This is a genomic window from Olsenella phocaeensis, from assembly GCF_048189965.1.
Classification (GTDB): domain Bacteria; phylum Actinomycetota; class Coriobacteriia; order Coriobacteriales; family Atopobiaceae; genus Olsenella_I; species Olsenella_I phocaeensis.
In genome coordinates this window covers 25,495-45,748 of the sequence record NZ_DBEZHV010000021.1, presented here as the reverse complement: position 1 = coordinate 45,748, position 20,254 = coordinate 25,495, and the positions used below count along the sequence as shown (strand labels likewise).

At 67.0% G+C, this 20,254-nt stretch carries 22 protein-coding genes and 2 tRNA genes; 5 read left to right on the top strand and 19 right to left on the bottom strand.

Annotated elements, in window-relative coordinates; all coding sequences use genetic code 11:
• Positions 1-96: 96 nt before the first annotated feature.
• On the bottom strand, positions 97-573 hold the full coding sequence (greA, locus tag ACMPH2_RS09560; protein WP_062531604.1) for a transcription elongation factor GreA: 477 nt from the start codon (positions 571-573) through the stop codon (positions 97-99).
• A gap of 32 nt (positions 574-605) precedes the next feature.
• Complete coding sequence (gene tatA, locus ACMPH2_RS09555) at positions 606-953, bottom strand: twin-arginine translocase TatA/TatE family subunit (protein WP_399543656.1); 348 nt, start codon at positions 951-953, stop codon at positions 606-608.
• 141 nt (positions 954-1,094) lie between these two features.
• Between tatA and ACMPH2_RS09550 the strand changes: the two genes are divergently transcribed.
• Entirely contained in the window at positions 1,095-1,913 is an 819-nt protein-coding gene (locus ACMPH2_RS09550; RefSeq protein ID WP_417119313.1) for a spermidine synthase, read from the top strand.
• Here the strand turns inward: ACMPH2_RS09550 and yihA are convergent.
• The 8 genes from yihA to ACMPH2_RS09510 form a co-directional block, all read right to left on the bottom strand.
• Positions 1,910-2,545: a ribosome biogenesis GTP-binding protein YihA/YsxC gene (gene yihA / locus ACMPH2_RS09545; RefSeq protein WP_314639328.1), complete on the bottom strand. Its 636-nt coding sequence runs from the start codon at positions 2,543-2,545 to the stop codon at positions 1,910-1,912. The genes ACMPH2_RS09550 and yihA overlap by 4 nt on opposite strands.
• A gap of 3 nt (positions 2,546-2,548) precedes the next feature.
• Positions 2,549-3,601, bottom strand: coding sequence for a lipid II:glycine glycyltransferase FemX (locus ACMPH2_RS09540; protein ID WP_417119312.1), 1,053 nt, complete (start codon positions 3,599-3,601; stop codon positions 2,549-2,551).
• Between the two features lie 266 nt (positions 3,602-3,867).
• Complete coding sequence (locus ACMPH2_RS09535; protein ID WP_417119311.1) at positions 3,868-4,416, bottom strand: NADPH-dependent FMN reductase; 549 nt, start codon at positions 4,414-4,416, stop codon at positions 3,868-3,870.
• Positions 4,417-4,557: 141 nt separating this feature from the next.
• Positions 4,558-4,749, bottom strand: a complete 192-nt coding sequence (locus ACMPH2_RS09530; RefSeq protein WP_062531599.1) for a hypothetical protein — start codon at positions 4,747-4,749, stop codon at positions 4,558-4,560.
• A 174-nt stretch (positions 4,750-4,923) separates the two neighbouring features.
• Positions 4,924-5,922 carry a DMT family transporter gene (locus tag ACMPH2_RS09525; RefSeq protein ID WP_417119310.1) on the bottom strand — a complete coding sequence of 333 codons (999 nt, stop codon included), beginning with the start codon at positions 5,920-5,922 and terminating at the stop codon, positions 4,924-4,926.
• An 84-nt stretch (positions 5,923-6,006) separates the two neighbouring features.
• Positions 6,007-6,083 (bottom strand) — tRNA-Pro (locus ACMPH2_RS09520).
• A 100-nt stretch (positions 6,084-6,183) separates the two neighbouring features.
• Entirely contained in the window at positions 6,184-7,077 is an 894-nt protein-coding gene (locus ACMPH2_RS09515; protein ID WP_314639320.1) for a 4-(cytidine 5'-diphospho)-2-C-methyl-D-erythritol kinase, read from the bottom strand.
• Positions 7,078-7,146: 69 nt separating this feature from the next.
• Positions 7,147-7,440 carry a Veg family protein gene (locus ACMPH2_RS09510; protein ID WP_009278373.1) on the bottom strand — a complete coding sequence of 98 codons (294 nt, stop codon included), beginning with the start codon at positions 7,438-7,440 and terminating at the stop codon, positions 7,147-7,149.
• 187 nt (positions 7,441-7,627) lie between these two features.
• Here ACMPH2_RS09510 and ACMPH2_RS09505 point away from each other — a divergent pair, with 187 nt between their 5' ends.
• Positions 7,628-8,704 (top strand): M24 family metallopeptidase, encoded by a 1,077-nt coding sequence (locus ACMPH2_RS09505; protein WP_417119309.1) that lies wholly within the window; start codon positions 7,628-7,630, stop codon positions 8,702-8,704.
• Positions 8,705-8,848: 144 nt separating this feature from the next.
• Here the strand turns inward: ACMPH2_RS09505 and nagB are convergent, their stop codons facing one another.
• The 5 genes from nagB to ACMPH2_RS09480 all read right to left on the bottom strand — a co-directional run bounded on the left by nagB (position 8,849) and on the right by ACMPH2_RS09480 (position 12,713).
• A complete protein-coding gene (gene nagB / locus ACMPH2_RS09500; protein ID WP_417119308.1) occupies positions 8,849-9,583 on the bottom strand; it encodes a glucosamine-6-phosphate deaminase in 735 nt (244 codons plus the stop codon).
• A gap of 171 nt (positions 9,584-9,754) precedes the next feature.
• On the bottom strand, positions 9,755-10,393 hold the full coding sequence (gene rdgB / locus ACMPH2_RS09495; protein ID WP_062531596.1) for an RdgB/HAM1 family non-canonical purine NTP pyrophosphatase: 639 nt from the start codon (positions 10,391-10,393) through the stop codon (positions 9,755-9,757).
• A gap of 72 nt (positions 10,394-10,465) precedes the next feature.
• Positions 10,466-11,698 (bottom strand): ATP-binding protein, encoded by a 1,233-nt coding sequence (locus ACMPH2_RS09490; protein ID WP_417119307.1) that lies wholly within the window; start codon positions 11,696-11,698, stop codon positions 10,466-10,468.
• A gap of 145 nt (positions 11,699-11,843) precedes the next feature.
• Entirely contained in the window at positions 11,844-12,587 is a 744-nt protein-coding gene (rph, locus tag ACMPH2_RS09485) for a ribonuclease PH (RefSeq protein ID WP_417119306.1), read from the bottom strand.
• A 50-nt stretch (positions 12,588-12,637) separates the two neighbouring features.
• Positions 12,638-12,713 (bottom strand) — tRNA-Val (locus ACMPH2_RS09480).
• A gap of 140 nt (positions 12,714-12,853) precedes the next feature.
• Here ACMPH2_RS09480 and ACMPH2_RS09475 point away from each other — a divergent pair.
• On the top strand, positions 12,854-14,389 hold the full coding sequence (locus ACMPH2_RS09475) for a Mur ligase family protein (protein ID WP_417119305.1): 1,536 nt from the start codon (positions 12,854-12,856) through the stop codon (positions 14,387-14,389).
• A gap of 44 nt (positions 14,390-14,433) precedes the next feature.
• On the top strand, positions 14,434-15,375 hold the full coding sequence (locus ACMPH2_RS09470; protein ID WP_417119304.1) for an HAD family hydrolase: 942 nt from the start codon (positions 14,434-14,436) through the stop codon (positions 15,373-15,375).
• A gap of 164 nt (positions 15,376-15,539) precedes the next feature.
• On the opposite strand, the gene ACMPH2_RS09465 is transcribed toward ACMPH2_RS09470, so the two are convergent.
• From ACMPH2_RS09465 to deoC, 3 genes are all read right to left on the bottom strand, one after another.
• Positions 15,540-16,370, bottom strand: coding sequence for a YdcF family protein (locus ACMPH2_RS09465; protein ID WP_200781446.1), 831 nt, complete (start codon positions 16,368-16,370; stop codon positions 15,540-15,542).
• 28 nt (positions 16,371-16,398) lie between these two features.
• Positions 16,399-16,839, bottom strand: coding sequence for a kinase/pyrophosphorylase (locus ACMPH2_RS09460; protein ID WP_314639307.1), 441 nt, complete (start codon positions 16,837-16,839; stop codon positions 16,399-16,401).
• Positions 16,840-16,935: 96 nt separating this feature from the next.
• Complete coding sequence (gene deoC / locus ACMPH2_RS09455) at positions 16,936-17,667, bottom strand: deoxyribose-phosphate aldolase (protein WP_314639305.1); 732 nt, start codon at positions 17,665-17,667, stop codon at positions 16,936-16,938.
• 146 nt (positions 17,668-17,813) lie between these two features.
• Between deoC and ACMPH2_RS09450 the strand changes: the two genes are divergently transcribed.
• Positions 17,814-18,596: a GntR family transcriptional regulator gene (locus ACMPH2_RS09450; RefSeq protein WP_314639303.1), complete on the top strand. Its 783-nt coding sequence runs from the start codon at positions 17,814-17,816 to the stop codon at positions 18,594-18,596.
• A gap of 141 nt (positions 18,597-18,737) precedes the next feature.
• Here ACMPH2_RS09450 and ACMPH2_RS09445 read toward each other — a convergent pair whose 3' ends face one another.
• Positions 18,738-19,952: an iron-containing alcohol dehydrogenase gene (locus tag ACMPH2_RS09445; RefSeq protein WP_314639301.1), complete on the bottom strand. Its 1,215-nt coding sequence runs from the start codon at positions 19,950-19,952 to the stop codon at positions 18,738-18,740.
• Positions 19,953-20,254: the final 302 nt, after the last annotated feature.

Below are 20,254 nucleotides of genomic sequence, written 5' to 3'. Positions count from 1 at the left end.
ACAAGCTTCCCCGCCTCGCGCCTCCCTCATAGATGGAAGCGCCCCACGCCTGCGAACTTCGCCGGCACGGGGCGCGCTTGCTGCGATCTGCCTTGCCTATCGGGTGATGTTCGTGATGGTGTACTCACGGACCCTGCCGTTGGGCGTGGCGTAGGAGACCTGGTCGCCCACCACGTGGCCGATGAGCACGGCGCCCACCGGCGACTCGTTCGAGATGCGGTGCTCGAGGGAGTTGGTCTCGGTGGTGCCCACGATGGTGAAGCTGGTGCGCTTGCCGCCCTTGTCCTCGAGCTCGACCGTGGTGCCGATCGAGACGGAGAGGTGCATGTCGCTCGAGGACTCGACCACCTTCGCGATGGAGAGGATCTGGCGAATCTCGTTGATGCGGGACTCGTTCTGGGACTGCTCCTCCTTGGCGGCGTCGTACTCGGCGTTCTCGGAGAGGTCGCCGAAGCCACGGGCCTCCTTGATGCGCTCGACGATCTCGTCGTGCTTCTCCCCCTCGCGGAACGCGAGCTCGTCCACCAGACGCTGGCGGCCTTCGGGGGTGAGGATGATTTCCTTGTTGTCCATGCGTGTCCTTCTGTGGGGTGGTGGAGCGGTCGCTACTTGGAGAGCTTGGTGCCGCAGTGGCTGCAGAAGTCCGCGTCGACGGAGTTCTTGGTGCCGCAGTGGCCGCAGAAGACGGAGTCGCCCGCGGGCTCTGCGGGGGCGGCGTCCTCGACCGCGCCGGCGGCCTCGCCCTTGGCGGCGGAGGTGACGTCCTCCACGACCTCGGAGACGACGTCGCTCACCGCGTTGCCATCCTCGTCGACCTCCTCCATGCCCTCGCGGATGTTCTTCACGGTCTTGCCCAGGGACTTCCCCAGCTTGGGAAGGTTTTTGGGCCCGAAGATGAGCAGAACGACGACGAGGATCAACAGGATCTCGGGAATGCCAAGTCCAAGGATCATGGGGGCCTCCATAGGTTTCGAGCGATGGCTCAGGCTGTTTTCGCGATAAAGCATCCGTTAGTATAGCCGAGGCGGGCACGTACTCACAATCTCTACTCCGCATCAAAAGCCCGTCCGCGCGCACCGTCCAGGGAGGTCTCCATGCCCAAGCCGCTGATCGCGCTCTTCGTCTTCGTCTGCACCCTTGACCTGGTGATTCTTGCCCTTCCCTGGCTGCTCGCGCGACGCGGCGTCCTGCTCAGGCGCACCAAGTTCGGGCCCGCCCTGGTCTTCGACTCGGAGGCGAACGGGCACGGCCTGCGCCTGCTCAACGTGCGGGGCACCTTCCAGAGCCTGAGCTACACCTCGGACGACGACTGGCACGAGCTCGTGACCCTCTACCACCAGTACTTCGCCGAGGTCGTGGACATCGCCGGCGGCGTGGGGAGCGCCTGCGTCATAGGCGGCGGGGGCTTCTCGTTTCCCAAGTGGCTCGTGGCCCATTGCCCCCGTACGGAGGTCGACGTGGTCGAGGTGGACCCCGCCATCATCCGAATCGCGCGCGAGAGCTTCTTCCTCGACCGCCTGGAGGATGAGTTCCACGCCGAGAGGGATGGGCGCCTGCGCATAGCCTGCGCCGACGGCTGGGAGTTCCTGCGCCAGTGCGACCGCCGCTGGGACCTCGTCGTGAACGACGCCTTCAGCGGCAAGAGGCCCCTGGGGCCCATGGGAACGGAGGAGGGGGCGCGCATCATCCACGAGCACCTCAGCGACGACGGCATCTACCTGGCCAATCTCATCTGCCCGCTCGAGGGGCGCAGATCTCGCCCCCTGGACGAGACCCTGCGCGTCTTTGGTCGGGAGTTCTCCCGGCTGTACCTGATTCCCGAGCGACCCGAGGAGCCCCGCAAGGACGGGGACAACGTGCTCGTTGCCAGCGACCGGGCACTGGGGATATCCGAGCGCTACCGCGTGCGCTAGGACGTACCGCCCCCGTCGTCGACCGCGAGCTCGCCCTCGCCCTCCGGTTCGTCCACGGCAAGCTCGATCCTGCGCTGCAGCTCGTCGATGCCCTGGCCGGTCTGCGCCGAGGTGACCACGAACCGGTCCACGTCGACGCCGAAGGCGCGGGCGAGGGCCGCCCTCTGCTGCCCCTGCTTGGAGCGGCCGATCTTGTCCGCCTTGGTGAGCGCCACCACGAAGGGGTACCCGCCCTCCTGCAGGAACGAGATCATCTGCCGGTCCAGGTCCTGGGCGTCGTGGCGGATGTCCACGAGCACGACCACCAGGTTGAAGCTGCGCTCCTGCTCGAAGTAGCCCGAGATGAGCGCCGCCCAACGGGCGCGCTCGGCCTTGCTGACCTTGGCGAAGCCGTAGCCCGGCAGGTCCACGAAGTCGATGCCGTCGGCCTCGAAGAAGTTGACGTTGGCGGTGCGACCCGGCTGGCTCGAGACCTTCGCCAGCGCCTTGCGCCCCAGCAGCTTGTTGAGCAGCGACGACTTGCCCACGTTGGAGCGTCCCGCGAACGAGACCTCCGGCATGCTGGGCTCGGGGATCTGCTCCGCCCTGCCATAGGACGCGACGAAGCGGGCGTCGTTGTACCTGACCGCCATGCGCTAGCCCTCGCTCTTCTCGCCTCGGGTGCCCTTGCGAGCCTTGTCCTCGCGCCGCTGCCGGCGGGCCACCACGAGCCTGCGCGCCTGCACGAGCGCGGCGTAGGTGGCGGGCTTCAGGGGCAGGTCGCGGTCGGGCGCGACCTCGGCGACCTCCTTGCAGAACTTTGTCTTGAACTCGTTGAGGCCCATCAGGCTGGGCGAGAACTCGGATCCTATGGCCATGAGGTCATACTCCTCGCAGCCGAGGCGGCCCATCTCGCAGCACTCGAAGTAGACCAGCTTGTCCGAGACGTGCTTGCGCATGGTCTCGTTTCGGGACGCGGCGTAGTAGCGCGTGGCGCGCGTGCCCGAGATGGTGCAGATGGACCAGGTCACCACGCGGCCGTCCTCGTCGCGTCCGGCAAGCAGGCGGCAATGTTCGGGGCCAAGGACCTCGAGCATCGTGACATAGTCGGACGCGGGGGCGGGAACGAAGCCGTCGCGCTCGCCCGTCTCGACCATGACCTCGTAGTACTCGTCGAAGGACTCGATCGCGCGCTGGGTCTCGTCCGCGCAGGTGACGGGCGCCTCGCGCAGGGCCTTGCGCACGTCTCGCCTGCCGCGCGGCTTCATGCGCGAGAGGATCGCCTCGTCGCCCCCCGTGACGTCGACGATCACCGTGCGGTCGTAGGGGATCGTGGAGAGCGTGGGGCGAGTCGCGTCGAGCTCGTGCGCCACGGCCATGCGAACGAAGACGGCATGGGAGCCCATGCCACGCAGGCAGGAGCGAATCGCCTCCACGGCCTGGCGCTCCTGGTCCTCGCTGGGCTCGTCGAGCCAGACCGGGCCATGCTCCGAACGCAGGTAGTGATAGCCGTGGGTCTGGAAGTCCATGACCGACATGACGGCCGCGATGCTCGTGCCGTCGACCAGCTTGAAGTAACCGTAGGGGGTGCGACCCTCGACGGTCTTCTGGTACTCGGCCCAGGACTCGGTCTGCTCAATGGGGAGGGGACGCCCGATGCCCTCGGCAATCTGGCGGTATTCGTCGTAGTCGATCTTCTGCAGCTCCATGATGCCTCCGGAAGCGGCTCGCGTGTTGGTGTGCCCGCGCGACGATGGCGCACGGGACCTGGCTCCATGGTACAGGGGGCGGACGCGGGCTTGCTCGCGGTCGGCGTCGCTGCTCCATAAAGACAGAGGCGCAGACGCCGAGGGAGATTGGCGCCCACCGTCCTGCGAGCCTCCCCCGGCACAAAAAAGCGGGCGGCACGCGATGTGCCACCCGCCCGGGTGCTGCAAGCGATGAGTCGCGCGGAGAGCGTCCCGCCAGCGAGCGCCTACGCCTCGATGAAGGCCTGGAAGTCCGCGACCTGCTTCTTGAGCGCCGCGACCTGCTCGTCGCTGAGCTCGACCACGTTGCTCATCCATGCGCTGCCGTTCACGGCGTAGCCGGTGCCCTCCTCGTCCATGGTGTCCATGCCGATGAAGCGCAGGAGCGAACTCAGGGCCGCGCGCATCTGGGCGGTAGCGGTCTTGCCACCGATGCCGGTGACGGTAACCTTCTTGCCCTTGATGGCGGTGGCGGGCTTACCCTGCTCGACGGGGCGGGACAGCCAGTCGAAGAGGTTCTTGACATGGCCGGGGAAGCTCGCGTTGTACTGCGGGGTGACGACCCAGATAGCGTCGGCGGCCATGACCCGCTCGCGCACCTTGGCGACGGCGGCGGGGGTGGGCCACTCGACGTCCTGGTTGATGAGGGGCAGCTCGGAGTAGTCGAGCTCGCTAACCTCGACGGAGTCGCCGAACTCCTCGACGATTGCGGCCTGGACCTGGCGGTTGAAGGACTGCTTGCGGAGCGAGCCCTGCACGAAGAGAACCTTCTTCATGGTAGTTTCCTCTCGATTGGCCCGGACGCGTCCGGGTTCGACCCTCCCCTGCGACGCGCGACCCTGCGTCGCCCGTCCTCGTTGGTAGGCTTCTACCCTCTGCGCGCAGAGATATACAGTGCGCTATTTAATTTTTCGCGATTAATCTTTGGGGAGAAGGGCGTCGTCCGAACCCCGGCGCTCGAGGCTCCTGGCGATGGAGTCCAGGTCCTCCCGCACCGCCCTTCCCCAGCGGTACACGCCACGACCCACGAGGACGATCACGACCACCGGAAGCGCGACGTAGACCAGGAGGACGACAAGCTCCGGCAATCCGAGCCCAAGAACGTGCATCACAACCACCTCCGGACGTAGGAGAGCAGGCAGAGGGGTCGAAGGGCCCCTTCGACTCTTATGCCCAATGCCACGGAGTCCAAGGCATGCGTCCCTGCCGAGCGGAGCGCGCGGTTCGGCCGGCGGCTCTCGGCCCTGCGGCAAGGGCGACGAACGGCCTCGGAAGAGGCGGCCCTACGCCGCCCTGCCCCTCGCCCCCGGCGCCACGTTGACCACCACGATTCCGGCCGAGACCAGCGCGAGCGCCAGGACCGAGCGCAGCGGGTCGATGGAACCGGCCTCGCCCAGCAAAAGCGCCGAGAGCAGGAAGCCGAAGACAGGCGTCATGAAGCGGAAGACGGCGATGCGCGACACCGCGTTGACCGAGAGCAGCTGGCTCATGACGGAGTACGCGGCGGCAGAGATGAACCCCATGTACAGGACCAGCAGCACGCCAGCGATGCCGGGGCTCGAGAGGTGGCCGCCCAGGGCGAGTCCGAGGCCCGCGAGCACCAGGCCGCCCAGCATGAACTGCCAGCCGCTCAGCATCACGGGGTCGTGCTCCTGGGTGTGGCGGCGCAGGAGGCAGGTCACGAGCCCACCGGAAAGCGCAGAGAGGAGGATGAGACCCTCGCCCCCCAAGGCGAAGCCGCCCCTCCCCAGGCTCCCCAGGTTGACCACCACGACGCCGGCGAAGCCCAGGGCGCAGCCCAGGAGCTTGCGGCCGGTGAGTCTCTCCTGCCTGAAGGCCAACGCCGAGAGCAGGATGGCAAAGAAGTTGGAGCTCGCCGTGATGATGGAACTCGTGGTGCCCATCGCAAAGGCGAGCCCCACATAGAAGCAGAGGTACTGGACGATGGTCTGAAAGGTGGAGAGGAGCATCACCACCGGAAGCTCGTCCACGCGGGGACGCAGGAAGTGACCGCGCCTGACGCTCATGAACGCAGTGACCATGACACCTGCCAGGAAGAAGCGCACGCCCGCAAAGAGGAGCTGGGAGCCATAGTCCCCTGCGGGGATGGAGAAGAGGCGATACCCAAGCTTGATGCAGGGGAAGGCGCTGCCCCAGAGCAGGCAGCAGAACGTGCAGAGGAGGAAGACCCCCCAGCCGGAGGTGAAGAGGGGCGAGAGCCGCGCGCCCTCGTCGCCGTTGCCCGTTGCCGCCGCAATCGCTGAAGCTTCCTTGACGCCCATGCGACTCCTCACGCCGGGATGGTCGCAGAGCGGCGCCCGGCATCAAAAAGGCCGTCGGCACGGATGCCGACGGCCGAACTCTCGTGGTCGGGACGACTGGATTCGAACCAGCGACCTCACGGTCCCGAACCGTGCGCGCTACCAAACTGCGCTACGTCCCGAAAAGCTTGTCTACTCTAGCAGATTTGCCAGGGCGAGAGTGACGTGAAGACAATCGCCGCAAACGCGCCTCGTGCTGCCTCGTGCCGTCAGCCTGCCGCCCTAGGCGAGAAGCACCTCTCGCCTGGAAACCGTGCGCGTGGCGCAGGACCAGAGGCCGAGCTCCGAGCTCGCGCGACCGGCGACACGAGACGACGTGACCTCGTCCTCGCAGATCGCGAACACGCAGCTCCCCGAGCCCGTGACCTGCGCGGCGAGCACGCCCTCCTGGTCGCGCAGCCACCCTTCGGCGCACACGACCCCTCCCTCGACCCGGGCGGCGGCGTCGGAGAGGTTGTTGTGGAGGGCGTCCGCGACCGCGCGCACGCCGCCCACGCGAAGGGCCCGGCACATGCCCTCCGGTGATGGCGGCTCGCTGGGCGCCAGGTCGAAGACACGGTAGGCCTCGGCCGTGGGGACACCCCCCCTGGGCCTGACCAGCGCCACGGGAACGCCGTCGAGCGGGGGGAAGGACTCTCGCAGCACGTCTCCCGCGCCGTCCAGGAAGGAGGGAGCCAGGTTGAGGAAGAAGGGCACGTCGGCACCCACGCCGCGGGCCACCGTGACCACGTGCTCGTCGGCGGGGTCCTCTCCCCAGAGCTCGCAGAGGGCGAGCAGCATGGCCGCCGCGTCCGACGACGACCCGCCGAGCCCGCTCTGTGCCGGGATGTGCTTGGTGACCTCGACCTGGAAGCAAGGCTCATGGCCGTACTCCTCGCAGAGGCGCTGCGCCGCGACCCACACCGTGTTCTTGCGTGGGTCGACCCCCACGTCCTCGCTCATGCGCAGGCCGGGCTCGCGGCCCGACTCCTCCCAGACGAGCAGCTCGTCGGCAAGGGAGACGGCCACCATGACGGAGTCGGCCCGGTGGTAGCCACGCTCGTCCCTGCCCGGATGGATTCCCAGGTGCAGGTTCAGCTTGGCCGGCGCGGCGATCCTGACTCGTTCCGTGCCCATGCGCCTCTCCCCCGATCCCTCGTGCCGACAAGAGCGCCCCGCCGGCATCCGACGGGGCGCTCTTCCCTCTTACATCTCCACCTGCGAGTAATCGAGCAGGCGCTCCCCGGTGTCGGGGTCATAGAGCTCGACGGTGGAGGTCAGCACGTCCACGTACTGGTAGGACTGGCGGGCGGTGCGACCGCGCCTCTCCTCCACCTCGATGACGAAGAGGGAGGGGTGGGCGCCCACCAGGGTGCCCGAGCGCTCGATGACGCGGGAGCGACCCATGTTCGCGCGGACCCTGACACGCTTCCCCTGCAGCCTGACCAGCTCGTCACGGATCTCGTCCACCCGGTTGACGGGGGAAGTCTCGTTATCCATCGCTTACCTCCAAGAAGTGGTCGCGGCATGCACGTGATCCCGCGGCCTTGTACCATGCAGTCTTTGAGTGTATATCAGCAGGTGAGCATTCACCAAAGGCAGACAGCTACGCCGTGGCGCACCGGACGCGCAAGCCATGCGAGCCCGAGCGGGCGCCCCGACGCGCTGCCGTCGACGAGGAGGACCCATGAACCAGGAACGCAAGGAACGCGTGCTCAGGGGGCTCGATGCCCTGGGCCTCGAGCAGATGCTGGTCTGCGACCCGCTCTCCATCTGGTACCTGACCGGATACTACACCGAGCCCTACGAGCGCTTCCTGGCGCTCTACCTGGGCAGGGACGAGGCCGTCCTCTTTGCCAACCGCCTCTTCCCCGACGCCGCGGGGGCGGCGGACCGCGTCGTGAGCTTCGACGACACGCAGGACCCCGTGCCCCTGGTCACAGAGGTCACCCGCCACGACGCCGCCCTGGGCGTGGACAAGGAGCTCACGGCCCGCTGGCTCCTGCCCCTCATGGACGCCGGAGCGGCGAGCGGCTTCCGCCTGGCCTCCTCTGCCGTGGACGAGGCGCGCTCCGTAAAGGACGAGCGCGAGCGCCAGCTCATGCGCGACGCCAGCCTCACCAACGACCGGGCCATGGACTGGCTCGTGGCACAGCTGCGCGAGGGCGTGACCGAGCAGCAGATAGCCGAGGGCCTGCTGGGCGAGTACCGCCGCCTGGGCGCCCAGGACCACTCCTTCACCCCCATCGTGAGCTTTGGCGCCAACGCCGCGGACCCGCACCACGAGCCCGACCAGACCGTCCTGGCAAAGGGCGACATGGTCCTCTTCGACGTGGGCTGCAAGCGCGACTGGTACTGCTCCGACATGACCAGGACCTTCTTCACCGCCACTCCCAGCGAGCGCCAGCTCCTGGTGTACGACACCGTGCGCCGGGCCAACGAGGCCGCCGAGGCGATGGTGCGCCCCGGCGTGACCTTCGCGCAGATCGACCTCACGGCTCGCAAGGTCATCGAGGACGCCGGCTTCGGCCCCTACTTCACGCATCGCCTGGGACACCAGATTGGCCTGCAGGACCACGAGCCCGGCGACGTCAGCGCGACCCACGACGAGCCGATCCGGGAGGGGCAGTGCTTCTCCATCGAGCCGGGAATCTACATCCCCGGAGAGATCGGCGTGCGCATCGAGGACCTGCTCATCGTCACCGAGGACGGCTGCGAGGTGCTCAACCACTACAGCCACGAGCCGCGCGTCGTAAAGCTGTAGTCAACGCGGGCGCGAACGGCGCAGGCGCGGGACAACGGGCCCGAGACAAGCGAGAGGGACGCCCGACCTTGGTCGCGACGTCCCTCTCGCCTTGCGCGTTGACTCCGCCACCCGTCGAGCGGACGGCGTCCCCCCTGCCGGCGGCTACTCCTCAGGACACCTGGCCAGTGCCGCCTCGTCCGCTATGACGATGCAGTCGGGATGCAGCTGCAGCGCGGAGGCGGGGCAGCTGGGGACCACGGGGCCGTAGCACATGGCCCTGACCGCATCGGCCTTGGCGGCGCCACTCGCCAGGACGAGCACGCGACGGGACTTCATGATGGTCCCCACGCCCATGGTGTAGGCCTGGCGGGGAACGTCGTCGGGGTCGTCGAAGAGGCGACTGTTGGCCTGGATGGTGCTGGGCGTCAGGTCGACGCAGTGGGTGCCCACGGGAAAGCCCTCGGCAGGCTCGTTGAAGCCGATGTGACCGTTGTTGCCGATGCCCAGGAGCTGGAGGTCCGGGTAGCCCGCCTCCTCGACCATGGCGTCGTAGGCTCGGCAGGCGGACTCGGCGTCGGGGTCGGAGCCGTCTGGCACGTGGGTGTTTGCCATGTCGATGTTCACGTGCTTGAACAGGTTGTCGGCCATGAAGTAGTGGTAGCTCTGGGAATCGTCGTGCGAGAGCCCGCGATACTCGTCCAGGTTATAGGTGCGGACCTGCGAGAAGTCTATCTCGCCGCGACGGTTTTTCTCGACGAGGAGGCGGTAGGCGCCGACGGGCGTGGTGCCCGTGGCGAGGCCCAGGACGCTCCTGGGGTCAAGGATGAGCTGGGCGGCGATGACGTCAGCCGCGCGGCTGCTCATCTCCTCGTAGCCTGCGACGCGGATGATTCTCATGCTTCCTCCGTAGACGACGGTGAGTGCGGCGGCGCGTGGGCCCGCGCCCTTGGACAAGGACATTATAGAAAGGGCGGTTGCGGACCCCAGGAAGCGCTCGGCATGCGGAGGGTGGGGCGCGCCGGCGGCGTGGACGGAGGCGACTGGCGCGCCGCCCGACGCGACAACGGACTAGAGCTTCGCCGCGAGGTCCATGAGGGCGTGGAAGCGGTGCGAGATGGCGTTCTTCTCCTCGGGCAGGAGCTCGGCCATGGTCTTGCCGGGGAGCTCCGCCACGTTGAAGAGCGGGTCGTAGCCGAAGCCGTTGGCTCCGCGGCGCTCGAAGCCGATGGTCCCGGGCACGTCGCCGTCGCCGCGGAGAACCCCCTCGCCGTCCTCGTCGCGCTCGACCAGCACCACGGTGGAGTGGAAGTGCGCGCCGCGCTCGCGCTCGGGGACGTCCGTAAGCTCGGCGAGGAGCTTGTCGTTGTTGGCGTCATCGTTCCCGTGCTCCCCCGCCCAGCGCGCGGAGAAGATTCCGGGGGCACCGCCGAGCGCATCGACGCAGAGCCCAGAGTCGTCGGCAACGGCCATGGAGAGGCCCGTCTCGTCCAAGGCGGCACGTGCTTTGATGAGGGCGTTCTGGAAGAAGTCCTCGCCGTCCTCGACGGGGTCAGGGAAGTCGCCGAGCTCGCCCAGGGCCACGAAGCGATATCCCTCGAGCCTCTGGGAGAGAATTGCCTCTATCTCCGTGAGCTTGTGCGCGTTGCCCGTGGCCACCACGATGGTGGTGGCCGGGTCCAGGCTTCCTGCGTCTGCTACATCCGACATGTGGTCCTCCTTTGGGAGTTGGTCCGTCGCGTGCGGCACCTCCAACGTCACGTGGGGCGCGCCGCTCGAAGGCTAGCCGAAGATGCTCTCGTCCACGACGCCTGGAATCTGGTCGGGCGTGATGAGCAGGCCGCGGGTGCCTCCCACCATGACCTGGTCGCCGTTGTAGATGACGCCACGTCGCTCGGGGGGTATGTCAAGGGCCTCTCCCACGGAACTCACGTTCTTGAAGAACTTCGAGTTGTAGGTCGCGCTCGACTTGACCTCGAACGCCGCGAAGGGCGTGAGGCCCCTCTCTATGACCAGGTCGATCTCCTCGTCCCTGCCGCTGGTCCTGTAGAAGGACGCGTGTAGCCGTCTCCTCGACGACTGCACGCATTTGGCGTATTCGGCAATGACGGCGTTCTCGAAGACGTTGCCACGCTTCGCGTATGCAGCCAGCGCTTCCGTGTCGTCGATTCCCAGCAGGTGGCACAGGAGGCCTGTGTCCATGAAATAGAGTTTGGGCGACTTTACGAGACGTGCATTGGCATTCGAGCTGTAAGGCCGAAGCTCGAACAGAATGTTGCTGGCGCTCAGGGCCGAGATCCACGACTTCGCAGTCTTCACGTCGACCCCAGCGTCACTTGCCAGGGCCGAGTAGTTGATCAGCTCCCCCGCACGTGCGGCGCACAACCCCATGAAGCGCTCGAACTCGGCCAGCTTGAGGACGCGCAGCTCCTCGCGTACGTCACGGTCCACATAAGTCCGTACGTAGTCGGCGAAGTACCGCGCGGGATGCACTCCGTAGTCATACAGTCGCGGATAGCCGCCGTACAGCACCCAAGCCCACCTGTCATTGCGAACGGCGTCGAGGAGGCGCGCGCCCTTCTCTGGCGCCGACAGGTCTCCCGGCCTGGCCGCCAGCAGCTCGGCGCGCGTCAACGGTGCCATGGTCACGAGCGCCACCCTACCCGCCAGGCTCTGGGACACCTGCTCGAGCAGGAGGTAGTTCTGGGAGCCAGAGACCACAAACTGACCGGCGTCACCGGTCTGGTCGACGACTGTCTGGAGGTAGGAGAAGAGCTCGGGGACGCGCTGCGCCTCATCCAGAATCACGTGGCGGGCATGACGGGCGAGGAAGTCTCGCGGGTCGTCCCGAGCCAGCGCACGCAGGTCAGGGTCCTCGAGCGAGAGATAGGTCCAGTCGGGAAGCATGCTCCTCAGAAGAGTGCTCTTGCCCGTCTGCCGGGCGCCCGTCAACGACACCACTGGATACTCTCCCAGCGCCTCTCTGATGGCCCGCGAGATGTCTCGGGGAATCAAGCCGTTGACCTCCTACCATCAGGATAGATATACGCTTCGTTTAACTGCAACTATACCTGATTTTTCGAGTCGAGATTCCCTGATTTTCAACGTTGAGATTCCCTGATTTGCAGAGCCGGCGCAGCATCCGCCCCGGGTCCCTCCCCTATGCGCCGAAGTTCGTCACCTTGCGCTGCAGCTCGACCAAGCGGGCGATTCCCGCCTGCCCGAGGTCGAGGAGGCCGTTCAGCTGGTCGCGGTCCATGGTGGAGCGCTCGTCGGTGCCCTGCAGCTCCACGATCCCGCCGTCACCCGTGGCGACCAGGTTCATGTCCACCTGTGCGTGCGAGTCCTCGGGGTAGTCGAGGTCGAGCAGCAGCCTGCCCCCGACGAGCCCCATGCTTATTGCCGCCACCTGGCCGGTAAGGGGCAGGCGAGAGATGCGTCCCGCCTCCATGTAGGACCTCAGCGCGTCGTGCAGAGCCACCCAGGCCCCGGTCACGGATGCCGTGCGCGTGCCGCCATCCGCCTGGATGACGTCGCAGTCGCAGGTCACGGTGTACTCGCCCAACCTCCCCAGGTCGCACACCGCCCTGAGGCTGCGCCCCACCAGGCGCTCGATCTCCATCGACCGCCCCTTGCGCCCGCGATACTCGCGGCGTCCGCGCGTGTTGGTCGCCGCGGGGAGCATGGCATACTCGGCGGTCACCCAGCCCGCATGCTGACCCTTGCGCCAGGCCGGCACGCCCTCCTCCACCGTCGCGGCGCAGAGCACGCGCGTGTCGCCAAACTCCACCAGGCAGGAGCCGTCCGCGTTCTTCATGACGTCGCGCGTGAGCGTGACGGGCCTCAGCTGGTCGTCGGCACGGCCGTTCGCACGGACGAACTCGTACGCACCGGATGCTCCCATGGTTCCTCCCCATATGACGACGGGCCCCGCGGGGCCCGTCCTGGATGCGATGGTGGGCGATGACGGATTCGAACCGCCGACCTTGTGCGTGTAAGGCACCTGCGCTAGCCGCTGCGCCAATCGCCCGTAGGGGCAAAGTGTAGCACGGAGGGGCCATGCGGCACCTGCTCGGGAGGCGCACGCCAGGCGCCATGGCCTGCGTCGCACCTCGCTCGCGGGTTCCTCCCGACCATTCGCGTCGTATACTGTCAGGCATGAACGCCACAGTGAAATCCATCGCGTCCCTGCTGCGCGACCACGGACTGCTGGCACGTGGCCCGCAGCCCGTCGACGCTGCGTCCGTCTCGCTCACCGGGGCAGACTGCGACTCCCGCTTCGCCGGGCCGGACCATCTCTTCGTCTGCAAGGGCGCCGCCTTCAAGCCGGCGTACCTTGAGCAGGCGCTCGAGGCCGGGTGTGTGGCCTACCTCTGCGATGACTCCCGCGCAGACGAGCTCGCGGCAGTCGCGCCGCACGTCCCCGCGCTTGTCGTGCGCGACGACGGCCTCCGCACGGCGATGGCCCTCTCGTCCGCCGCCTGCTGGGGCCGCCCCGACGGCAGGCTCGAGGTCGTGGGCATCACTGGCACCAAGGGCAAGAGCACGACGGCCTACATGCTCCGGGCGATCCTGGACGCGTGCCACGACACGCCCCAGAGCGCCATCATGGGCTCGATCGACATCTTCGACGGCATCGAGGACGCAGAGAGCGTCAACACCACTCCCGAGCCGCCCGACCTCTGGCGCCACATTGCCAACGCGGCGCAAAGCGGGCTCCCCTACCTCACCATGGAGGTCTCGAGCCAGGCGCTCAAGTACGAGCGCGTCGTGGGGCTCGGCCTCGACGTCGCCTGCTTCCTCAACATAGGCCGCGACCACATATCGCCGCGCGAGCACCCCAGCTTCGAGGACTACTTCGCGAGCAAGCTGCGCATCTTCGAGCAGGCCAGGGTGGCCGTGGTAAACCTGGGGAGCGACCATGCGGACGAGGTCCTGGCGGCGGCACGTCGCTGCAAGCGCGTCGTGACCTTCCTCGCAGGCGAGGATGCCGCCGACGCCGACGTATGGTGTCGGGACCCGCGCCCCTCCGACTCCGGAATTCGCCTCTTCGTCCACACCCCCAGCTGGGAGGGCGAGGTCGAGGTGGGCATGGCGGGCCTCTTCAACGCCGAGAACGCCCTCTGCGCCATCGCCGCCTGCGAGGTGCTGGACATCGGGCAAGAGCAGGTCAAGGCTGGCCTTGCGCACGTGCGCGTCCCCGGTCGCATGGAGCTCCTGCGCACGTCGGACCCCAACATCACCGGCATCGTGGACTACGCCCACAACAAGCTGTCGTACCAGCGCTTCTTCGCCTCGGTGGCCAAGGAGTACCCCGGCCGCGAGGTCATCGCCGTCTTCGGCGCACCGGGAGGCAAGGCCTACGAGCGGCGCCGGGAGCTCCCCGAGGAGGCGTCGCGCTGGGCGGACTTCGTCGTCTACACGGAGGAGGATCCAGCGCACGACCCCGTGGAGGAGATCTGCGCCCAGATGGCCGCGGCCACACCCGAGGGCCAGGACTTCGAGGTCATCGTCAACCGCCCGCACGCCATTGGGCGTGCGGTCGAACGGGCGTTCCAGAGCCCACGCGGGGCCGTGGTATGCCTCCTCGCGAAGGGAGACGAGACCCGCCAGCACGAGGGGGACTCCTTCGTTCCCTGCGAGACCGACGCGACCCTCTTCGAGCGGGCCGTCGCCGCACGCACGGCGCGGACGGACCGCGGCTAGCTCAACCCTCCCGCAAGACGAACGCAGGCCGAGAAAGGACCGCCATGCCCACTGCCCTCTCGCTCCCCACCTTCCCCGTCGACGCCAGCAAGGTCCCAGACCCCATGGCCGGGCGCCTCTCTCGCATAAAATATGTGATCAGCGACACCGACAACACCATGGTGAGCCACGGACAGGCGCTCTCGACCACGGACGGGACCCCCTCCGCCGAGCTCGCGCAGACCCTGGTCGACCTGCGACGCGCCGGCGTCCAGGTGATTCCATGCACCGGACGCAACCGAGCCATGATCCGCGAGGACGCTCGCATCCTGGGCCTTCCCGGCTGGATAGGCGAGATGGGCGGCGTCCTCTGCCTGCACGAGGGCTCCGACGCGGTGTGGCACTACTTCACCGCCCAGATGCCCTTCGGCGAGGCCTGCAGCAAGACCCCTCACGACCTCATCATGGAGACCGGCGTGGTGGACCGCATGCTCGCCCGCTGGTACGACTGCCTCGAGACCTACAACGACAACAACATCGGCTACCAGTACCGCGAGGTCACGGTGGCGCTGCGCGGTGCGGTGATCGAGGACGAGGCCCAGGCCATGCTGGACGAGACGGGCCTGCCTCTCTACCTGGCCGACAACGGCTTCGTGACGCGCATCACCGGCAAGACCATCCTGCCGAGCTTCGAGGACGGTCGCGTCGAGGACGTGCACACCTACCACATCACGCCGCGCGGGCTGGACAAGGGCTCGGCCGCGCGACGCTACATCGAGCTCATGGGCTGGGACCCCGCCGAGGTCATGGCCTGTGGCGACTCTCCCGCGGACTGCGCCATGGCGGGCGAGGTCGGCACCTTCCTGCTCATGCGCAACGGCATCAGCAACCCGAAGGCCCAGGCCGCGCTGGCGACGGCGGGCAACGCCTTCGTGTCTGCCCAGGACTCGACCGACGGCTTCTGCCAGGCCATGCGCACGCTGCTGGAACTCAAGCGTCAGGCATAAGTAGACGAGGGCCCCTCGCACGAATTCGATTTCGTGCGAGGGGCTTTGTAATACGCGCAGGTTCGCAATGGTCGCGCTCGCATCATTCTCGTTTCGTGCGAGAGTCACGTGACGCCATGGGGTGCTTGAGCCACTCCTACGCGGTCTGCTGCCACGCGACGGCGCTACGCGAACTTGGGATTGGCGACGCGCACGCAGTCGGGAAACTCCTCGCGCAGGCGCCCGAACGCCTCCTGAACTTCGGTCGGCACGTCCACATGGACCAGGAAGTCTCTGCCACGCGGGCCGTAACCACCCTCGTCGTCAGTCAGGCGGGGCAGCTCCCCCATAAGCAGGGTCAGGTAGCGCCGCAGCCCCCACATTCCCAGAGGCTCTTCCTCGAAGTCAAGGCGGGCGAGAGGATCGGCCGTCTCGCTCATGCGGTCCGTGCCTCGCGCCACAACACGCGTCGCATAGGTCGCATAGCTCACGGGAAGTACGTCCGGCCAGTCGTGCCGTGCGATGGCCTCCATGCGCAACTGCATGGTGGCGTCCTGCGAGAGTATCAGCGAGCGACAGGGAACGCCCCTCTCGTCCAGGAGCTCGCGCAGGTAGCCGGTGTTGTTTCCGCAGTTGGTTGACCGCCGCTCGAGGAGGTCCGCCTCCAGCCCGTGCCTGGTGCGGAGGTACGCGGCGAAGACGTCCGCCTCGCAGGCGTCGTCCTCGAAGTCGAGGTCGGGGCAGAGCCCGCGCACGCGTTCACGGAAGGTCTGGGTCGTGTGACCGGCCCCACCCACGATCACGTAGGCCTTCGCGACGTCCGCGCGCATCGCCGCCGCCAGCACGTCCCCGCCTGCGAGGATGCTCCCGCCAAAGAGCGCCATCACGTCGGCCTGGGCGAAGCCATAGCGCCCCTGGAGGGCGTCCCGGGTCAGCGTGGGGACGTCACGCCTTCCCAGAAACCTCGCCAGAACGTTCATGTCGTGAGCCAGCTGAACTGCGACCATCTCTGCCACCTCGTCACTCCCCCGGCATGTCCCGGCGTTAGAGCCGTCGTGCGTCGATGCTACGGACGAGCCTACTCTCGCGCTCCACGACGAGGCCGGGCACATCCATCGGAGCCTCGCCCAGAAGCCGTTCCAGCATGCTCAGGGAAGGGCCCAGAAGGTCAACCGTCGCCATGCCGCGCTCCTCCGCCTCCTGGCGGAGCTCCTCGCGCAGTCCCTCGTCGAGTATGGTGTGGAAGAGCACCGTCGCACTGCCGTCTGGAACGTAGCGATCCAGGTAACGGCGGACCCCCTCCATGCCCTCGACATGCGTTAGGCGAGAGACGACGACGCTCTCGCGCCTGAACTGGATCGCGGCGGCCCTCACGAGCGCAAGCCCCGTCTCGCCCAGCGCGTCAGAGGGCACGTGCACGACCAATGGTCCCCCTGTCCTTGCGCTGCCATCCCCAAGCTCATCGAACTCGACTTCGCGGCACATGGCCTCTCCCCTCATGGAGCCGGACGACCTGCGGGCTACATACGCCTTTCCACCTCGGTGGCGCCAAGACCCGCCCGACGCCACCGCAGCTGGATCCTACCCCAGCTTCCTTGCCTCATCGGCGCTCATGCCCAGCACCACCGGCGTCGAGCGGTAGCCGACGCCCATGCGGTCGACCCCCATGTCGATGAGCTCGAGGAAGTGCTCGCGGGTGCGGATGGCGCCGGAGCCCTTGACCTTGATCCTGCCCTCGCCGGCCTCGATCATCGCCGCGACGACCTCGTTGGTCGCGCCGCGCTGCTCGCCACCGGTATAGAACCCGGTCGAGCTCTTGATGAAGTCGGCGCCCGCGGCCACGGCGCAGCGCGTGCCGGCCTTTACCTGCCCGATGGTGAGGGAGTCGGTCTCGACGATGACCTTCACGTTGGTGCCGTAGCTGTGGCAGACGTCGACGACTGCCTTTATGTCCGCGGTCACGTAGTCGAGGTCGCCGGAGCGCAGGCGCCCGTAGTTGGCCACGATGTCCAGGTCCTCGATCTCGTAGTTCCTGCAGTACTCCTCGGCCTGGAGCGCCTTGGACGCGGTGGTGGAGAGACCGAACGGGAAGTCGCACACGACGCAGATGCCCGTGTTGGTGCCCCTGACCATGGGGGCGACGATGTCCAGCGAGGCGGGGTTGACGCAGATGGTCTTGCAGCCGAAGTCGATGCCCTCCTGGCTGTACTTCTTGATGTCCTCCGCGGTGAACTCGGGCTTGAGCACGGACTGGTCGATGTAGCTCGCGAGCTCGCGCTCGCTCATCTCCGCCGCCTTCTTGCTGGGGTTCATGGCATGTCCTCTCTCTTGTCTCTTTGTACGGCACCTACCGTACTTTTGCTGACGGGAATGTACCACCCCGGCCTGGGGATGTAGGATATGTCTCGTTATTTGTTCGTATGTACCGTACATATATTCAAATCATGGGAGAGGAGCTCGTGGACAACCTCGCCGCCATCGCATCCAGCCCCCTGGACGACAACTCGCAGCTGCCCCTCTACCAGCAGCTCAAGCAACGCATGCTGCAGCTCATGGCCAGCGGCTCCCTCGACGAGACGACACCGCTGCCCACCGAGATGCAGCTCTGTCAGGCTTTCGGCCTCTCTCGCGCGACGGTGCGTCGCTGCTTCAAGGACCTTGTGGACGAGGGCCGTGTCGTGCGCAGGAGGGGCCACGGAACCTTTGTGAGGCCAGAGACGACACGCGGTGAGAGCAGCGTCCCCCTCAACTTCTCGTCCGAGATGGAGTCTGCGGGGCTCCTGCCCGCGTCGCGGCTCCTGGGCCTGAGACGACGCGAGGCCTCGGGTGGCATATCCCGCAGGCTCGGCGTTGCCGAGGGCACACCCGTGTGGGAGATCAGACGCCTGCGCCTGGGCAACGGCCTCCCCCTGCAGCTCGCCATCGCCTACGTCCCCTGCGAGCTCTGCCCGAACCTCAGCGAGGAGGACCTCTCGACCTCCCTCTATGCGCTCATCTCTCAGGGCTCGGGGGCCCTGCCCGCCCGAGCGGAGGAGAGCTACGAGGCGGTCTGCCTCGACGCACGCGAGGCGAAGGCCCTGGGTGTCAGGGTGGGCAGCGCGGCGCTCAGGGTGCTCAGGACCTCCTTCGACACCACGGGACGCGCGTTCGAGGCCTCAGTGCTCATCGAGCCCGGCGACCGCAGCCGCCTCGTCGTGAGCCTCAGCACCGAGGGCACCGAGCTCCGTCGCGTCTGGGGCTGACGCCCGGCCAAGGTGGCACGCCACTCTCGCCCGCATGATTGCGCGCGTCACGACGGCACGCACTGCGGTGCCCCCCGCCAGAAAGAAGGGTCCCGCCGGAAGACCGACGGGACCCAAATGCTCGACTCTGTGGAACGGGAACTAGAACTCCACGGGCAGGTCGTAGTAGACGCACTTGAGGAGCTGCTCCATGTCCTCCTGGGACGGCTGGCGGGGGTTGGCGCCGGTGCAGGCGTCGGCGATCGCATTGGCCGCGACGGTCGGGAGCTTCTCGAGGAACTCCTTCTCGTCGATGATGGAGGTCTCGGACTTCACGCCGCCCTCGCCGTAGTTCTTGATGGCCTGGGGGATGTCCAGCTTGTCGTTGAGGTCACGGATGTACTGGACCAGGGCAGCGACGAGCTCCTCGTTGGTCTCGCCCTCGAGGTGCAGGATCTCCTTGGCGACGAAGGCGTAGCGCTCGGCGGCACGGGCGTCCTTGGCGTTGAACTGGATGACCTTGCCCAGGTACATGGCGTTGGCGCAGCCGTGGATGATGTGGCCGCCGCTGAAGGCGGCACCGGTCTTGTGGGCCATGGAGTGCACGATGCCTAGCAGGCCCGACGAGAAGGCGATGCCGGCGATGCACTGCGCGTCGTGCATGTGCTGGCGCGCCACCTTGTCGCCCGTGTAGGAGACGGGCAGCCACGTGGTGATCTCGCGGATGCCGTGGAGGGCGGGGCCGTCGGTGAAGGTGGAGGCGACGGTCGAGACGTAGGCCTCCATGCAGTGGGTCAGGGCGTCCATGCCGGTGTGCGAGCAGAGCTTCGCGGGCATGGTGTAGGTGAGCTCGGGGTCGACGATGGCAACGTCAGGCGTGATCTCGAAGTCGGCGAGGGGGTACTTGATGCCCTTCTGGTAGTCCGTGATGATCGAGAACGCGGTGACCTCGGTCGCGGTGCCGGAGGTGGAGCTGATGGCGCAGAAGTGGGCCTTCTTGCGCAGCTCGGGCAGGCCGAAGACCTTGCACATGTCCTCGAAGGTGCACTCGGGGTACTCATACTTGATCCACATGGCCTTGGCTGCGTCGATGGGGCTGCCGCCGCCGATGGCGATGATCCAGTCGGGGCCGAACTCGGTCATGGCCGCCGCGCCCTTCATGACGGTCTCGACGGAGGGGTCGGACTCGACGCCCTCGAAGAAGGCAACCTCGAAGCCGGCCTCCTTGAGGTCCGCCTCGACGTCCTGCAGGAAGCCGCCGCGACGCATGGAGCTGCCGCCCGAGACGATGATGGCCTTGGAGCCCTTGAGGTTCTTCACCTCGTGGCGGGCCCCCTCGCCGAAGTACAGATCACGCGGATTGGTGAAACGTCCCATAAACTCTCCTCCTTCAACTGGCCCCGCCCCCGCGGGGCCGCGATGGTTAGAGAGGCCCTGTGCCCCAGGACGCGCAGACTGTCGCACGCGACCTGGCTCAGCCCCATATCCTCCTGAGGATACCTGCATGAAATAAAATTGGATATACGAAACCACTTGTCGACTTTTAAGGTCCGATTGCTGAATATTTTACCTACATGTATTGACAAAATTGAATGACCAGTATTTACTGTACATTTATATTCATGCCTGGGCGAGAGAGAGGCCCGGCCACCTTCCCCCACAACAGCCAAACAGGCCAC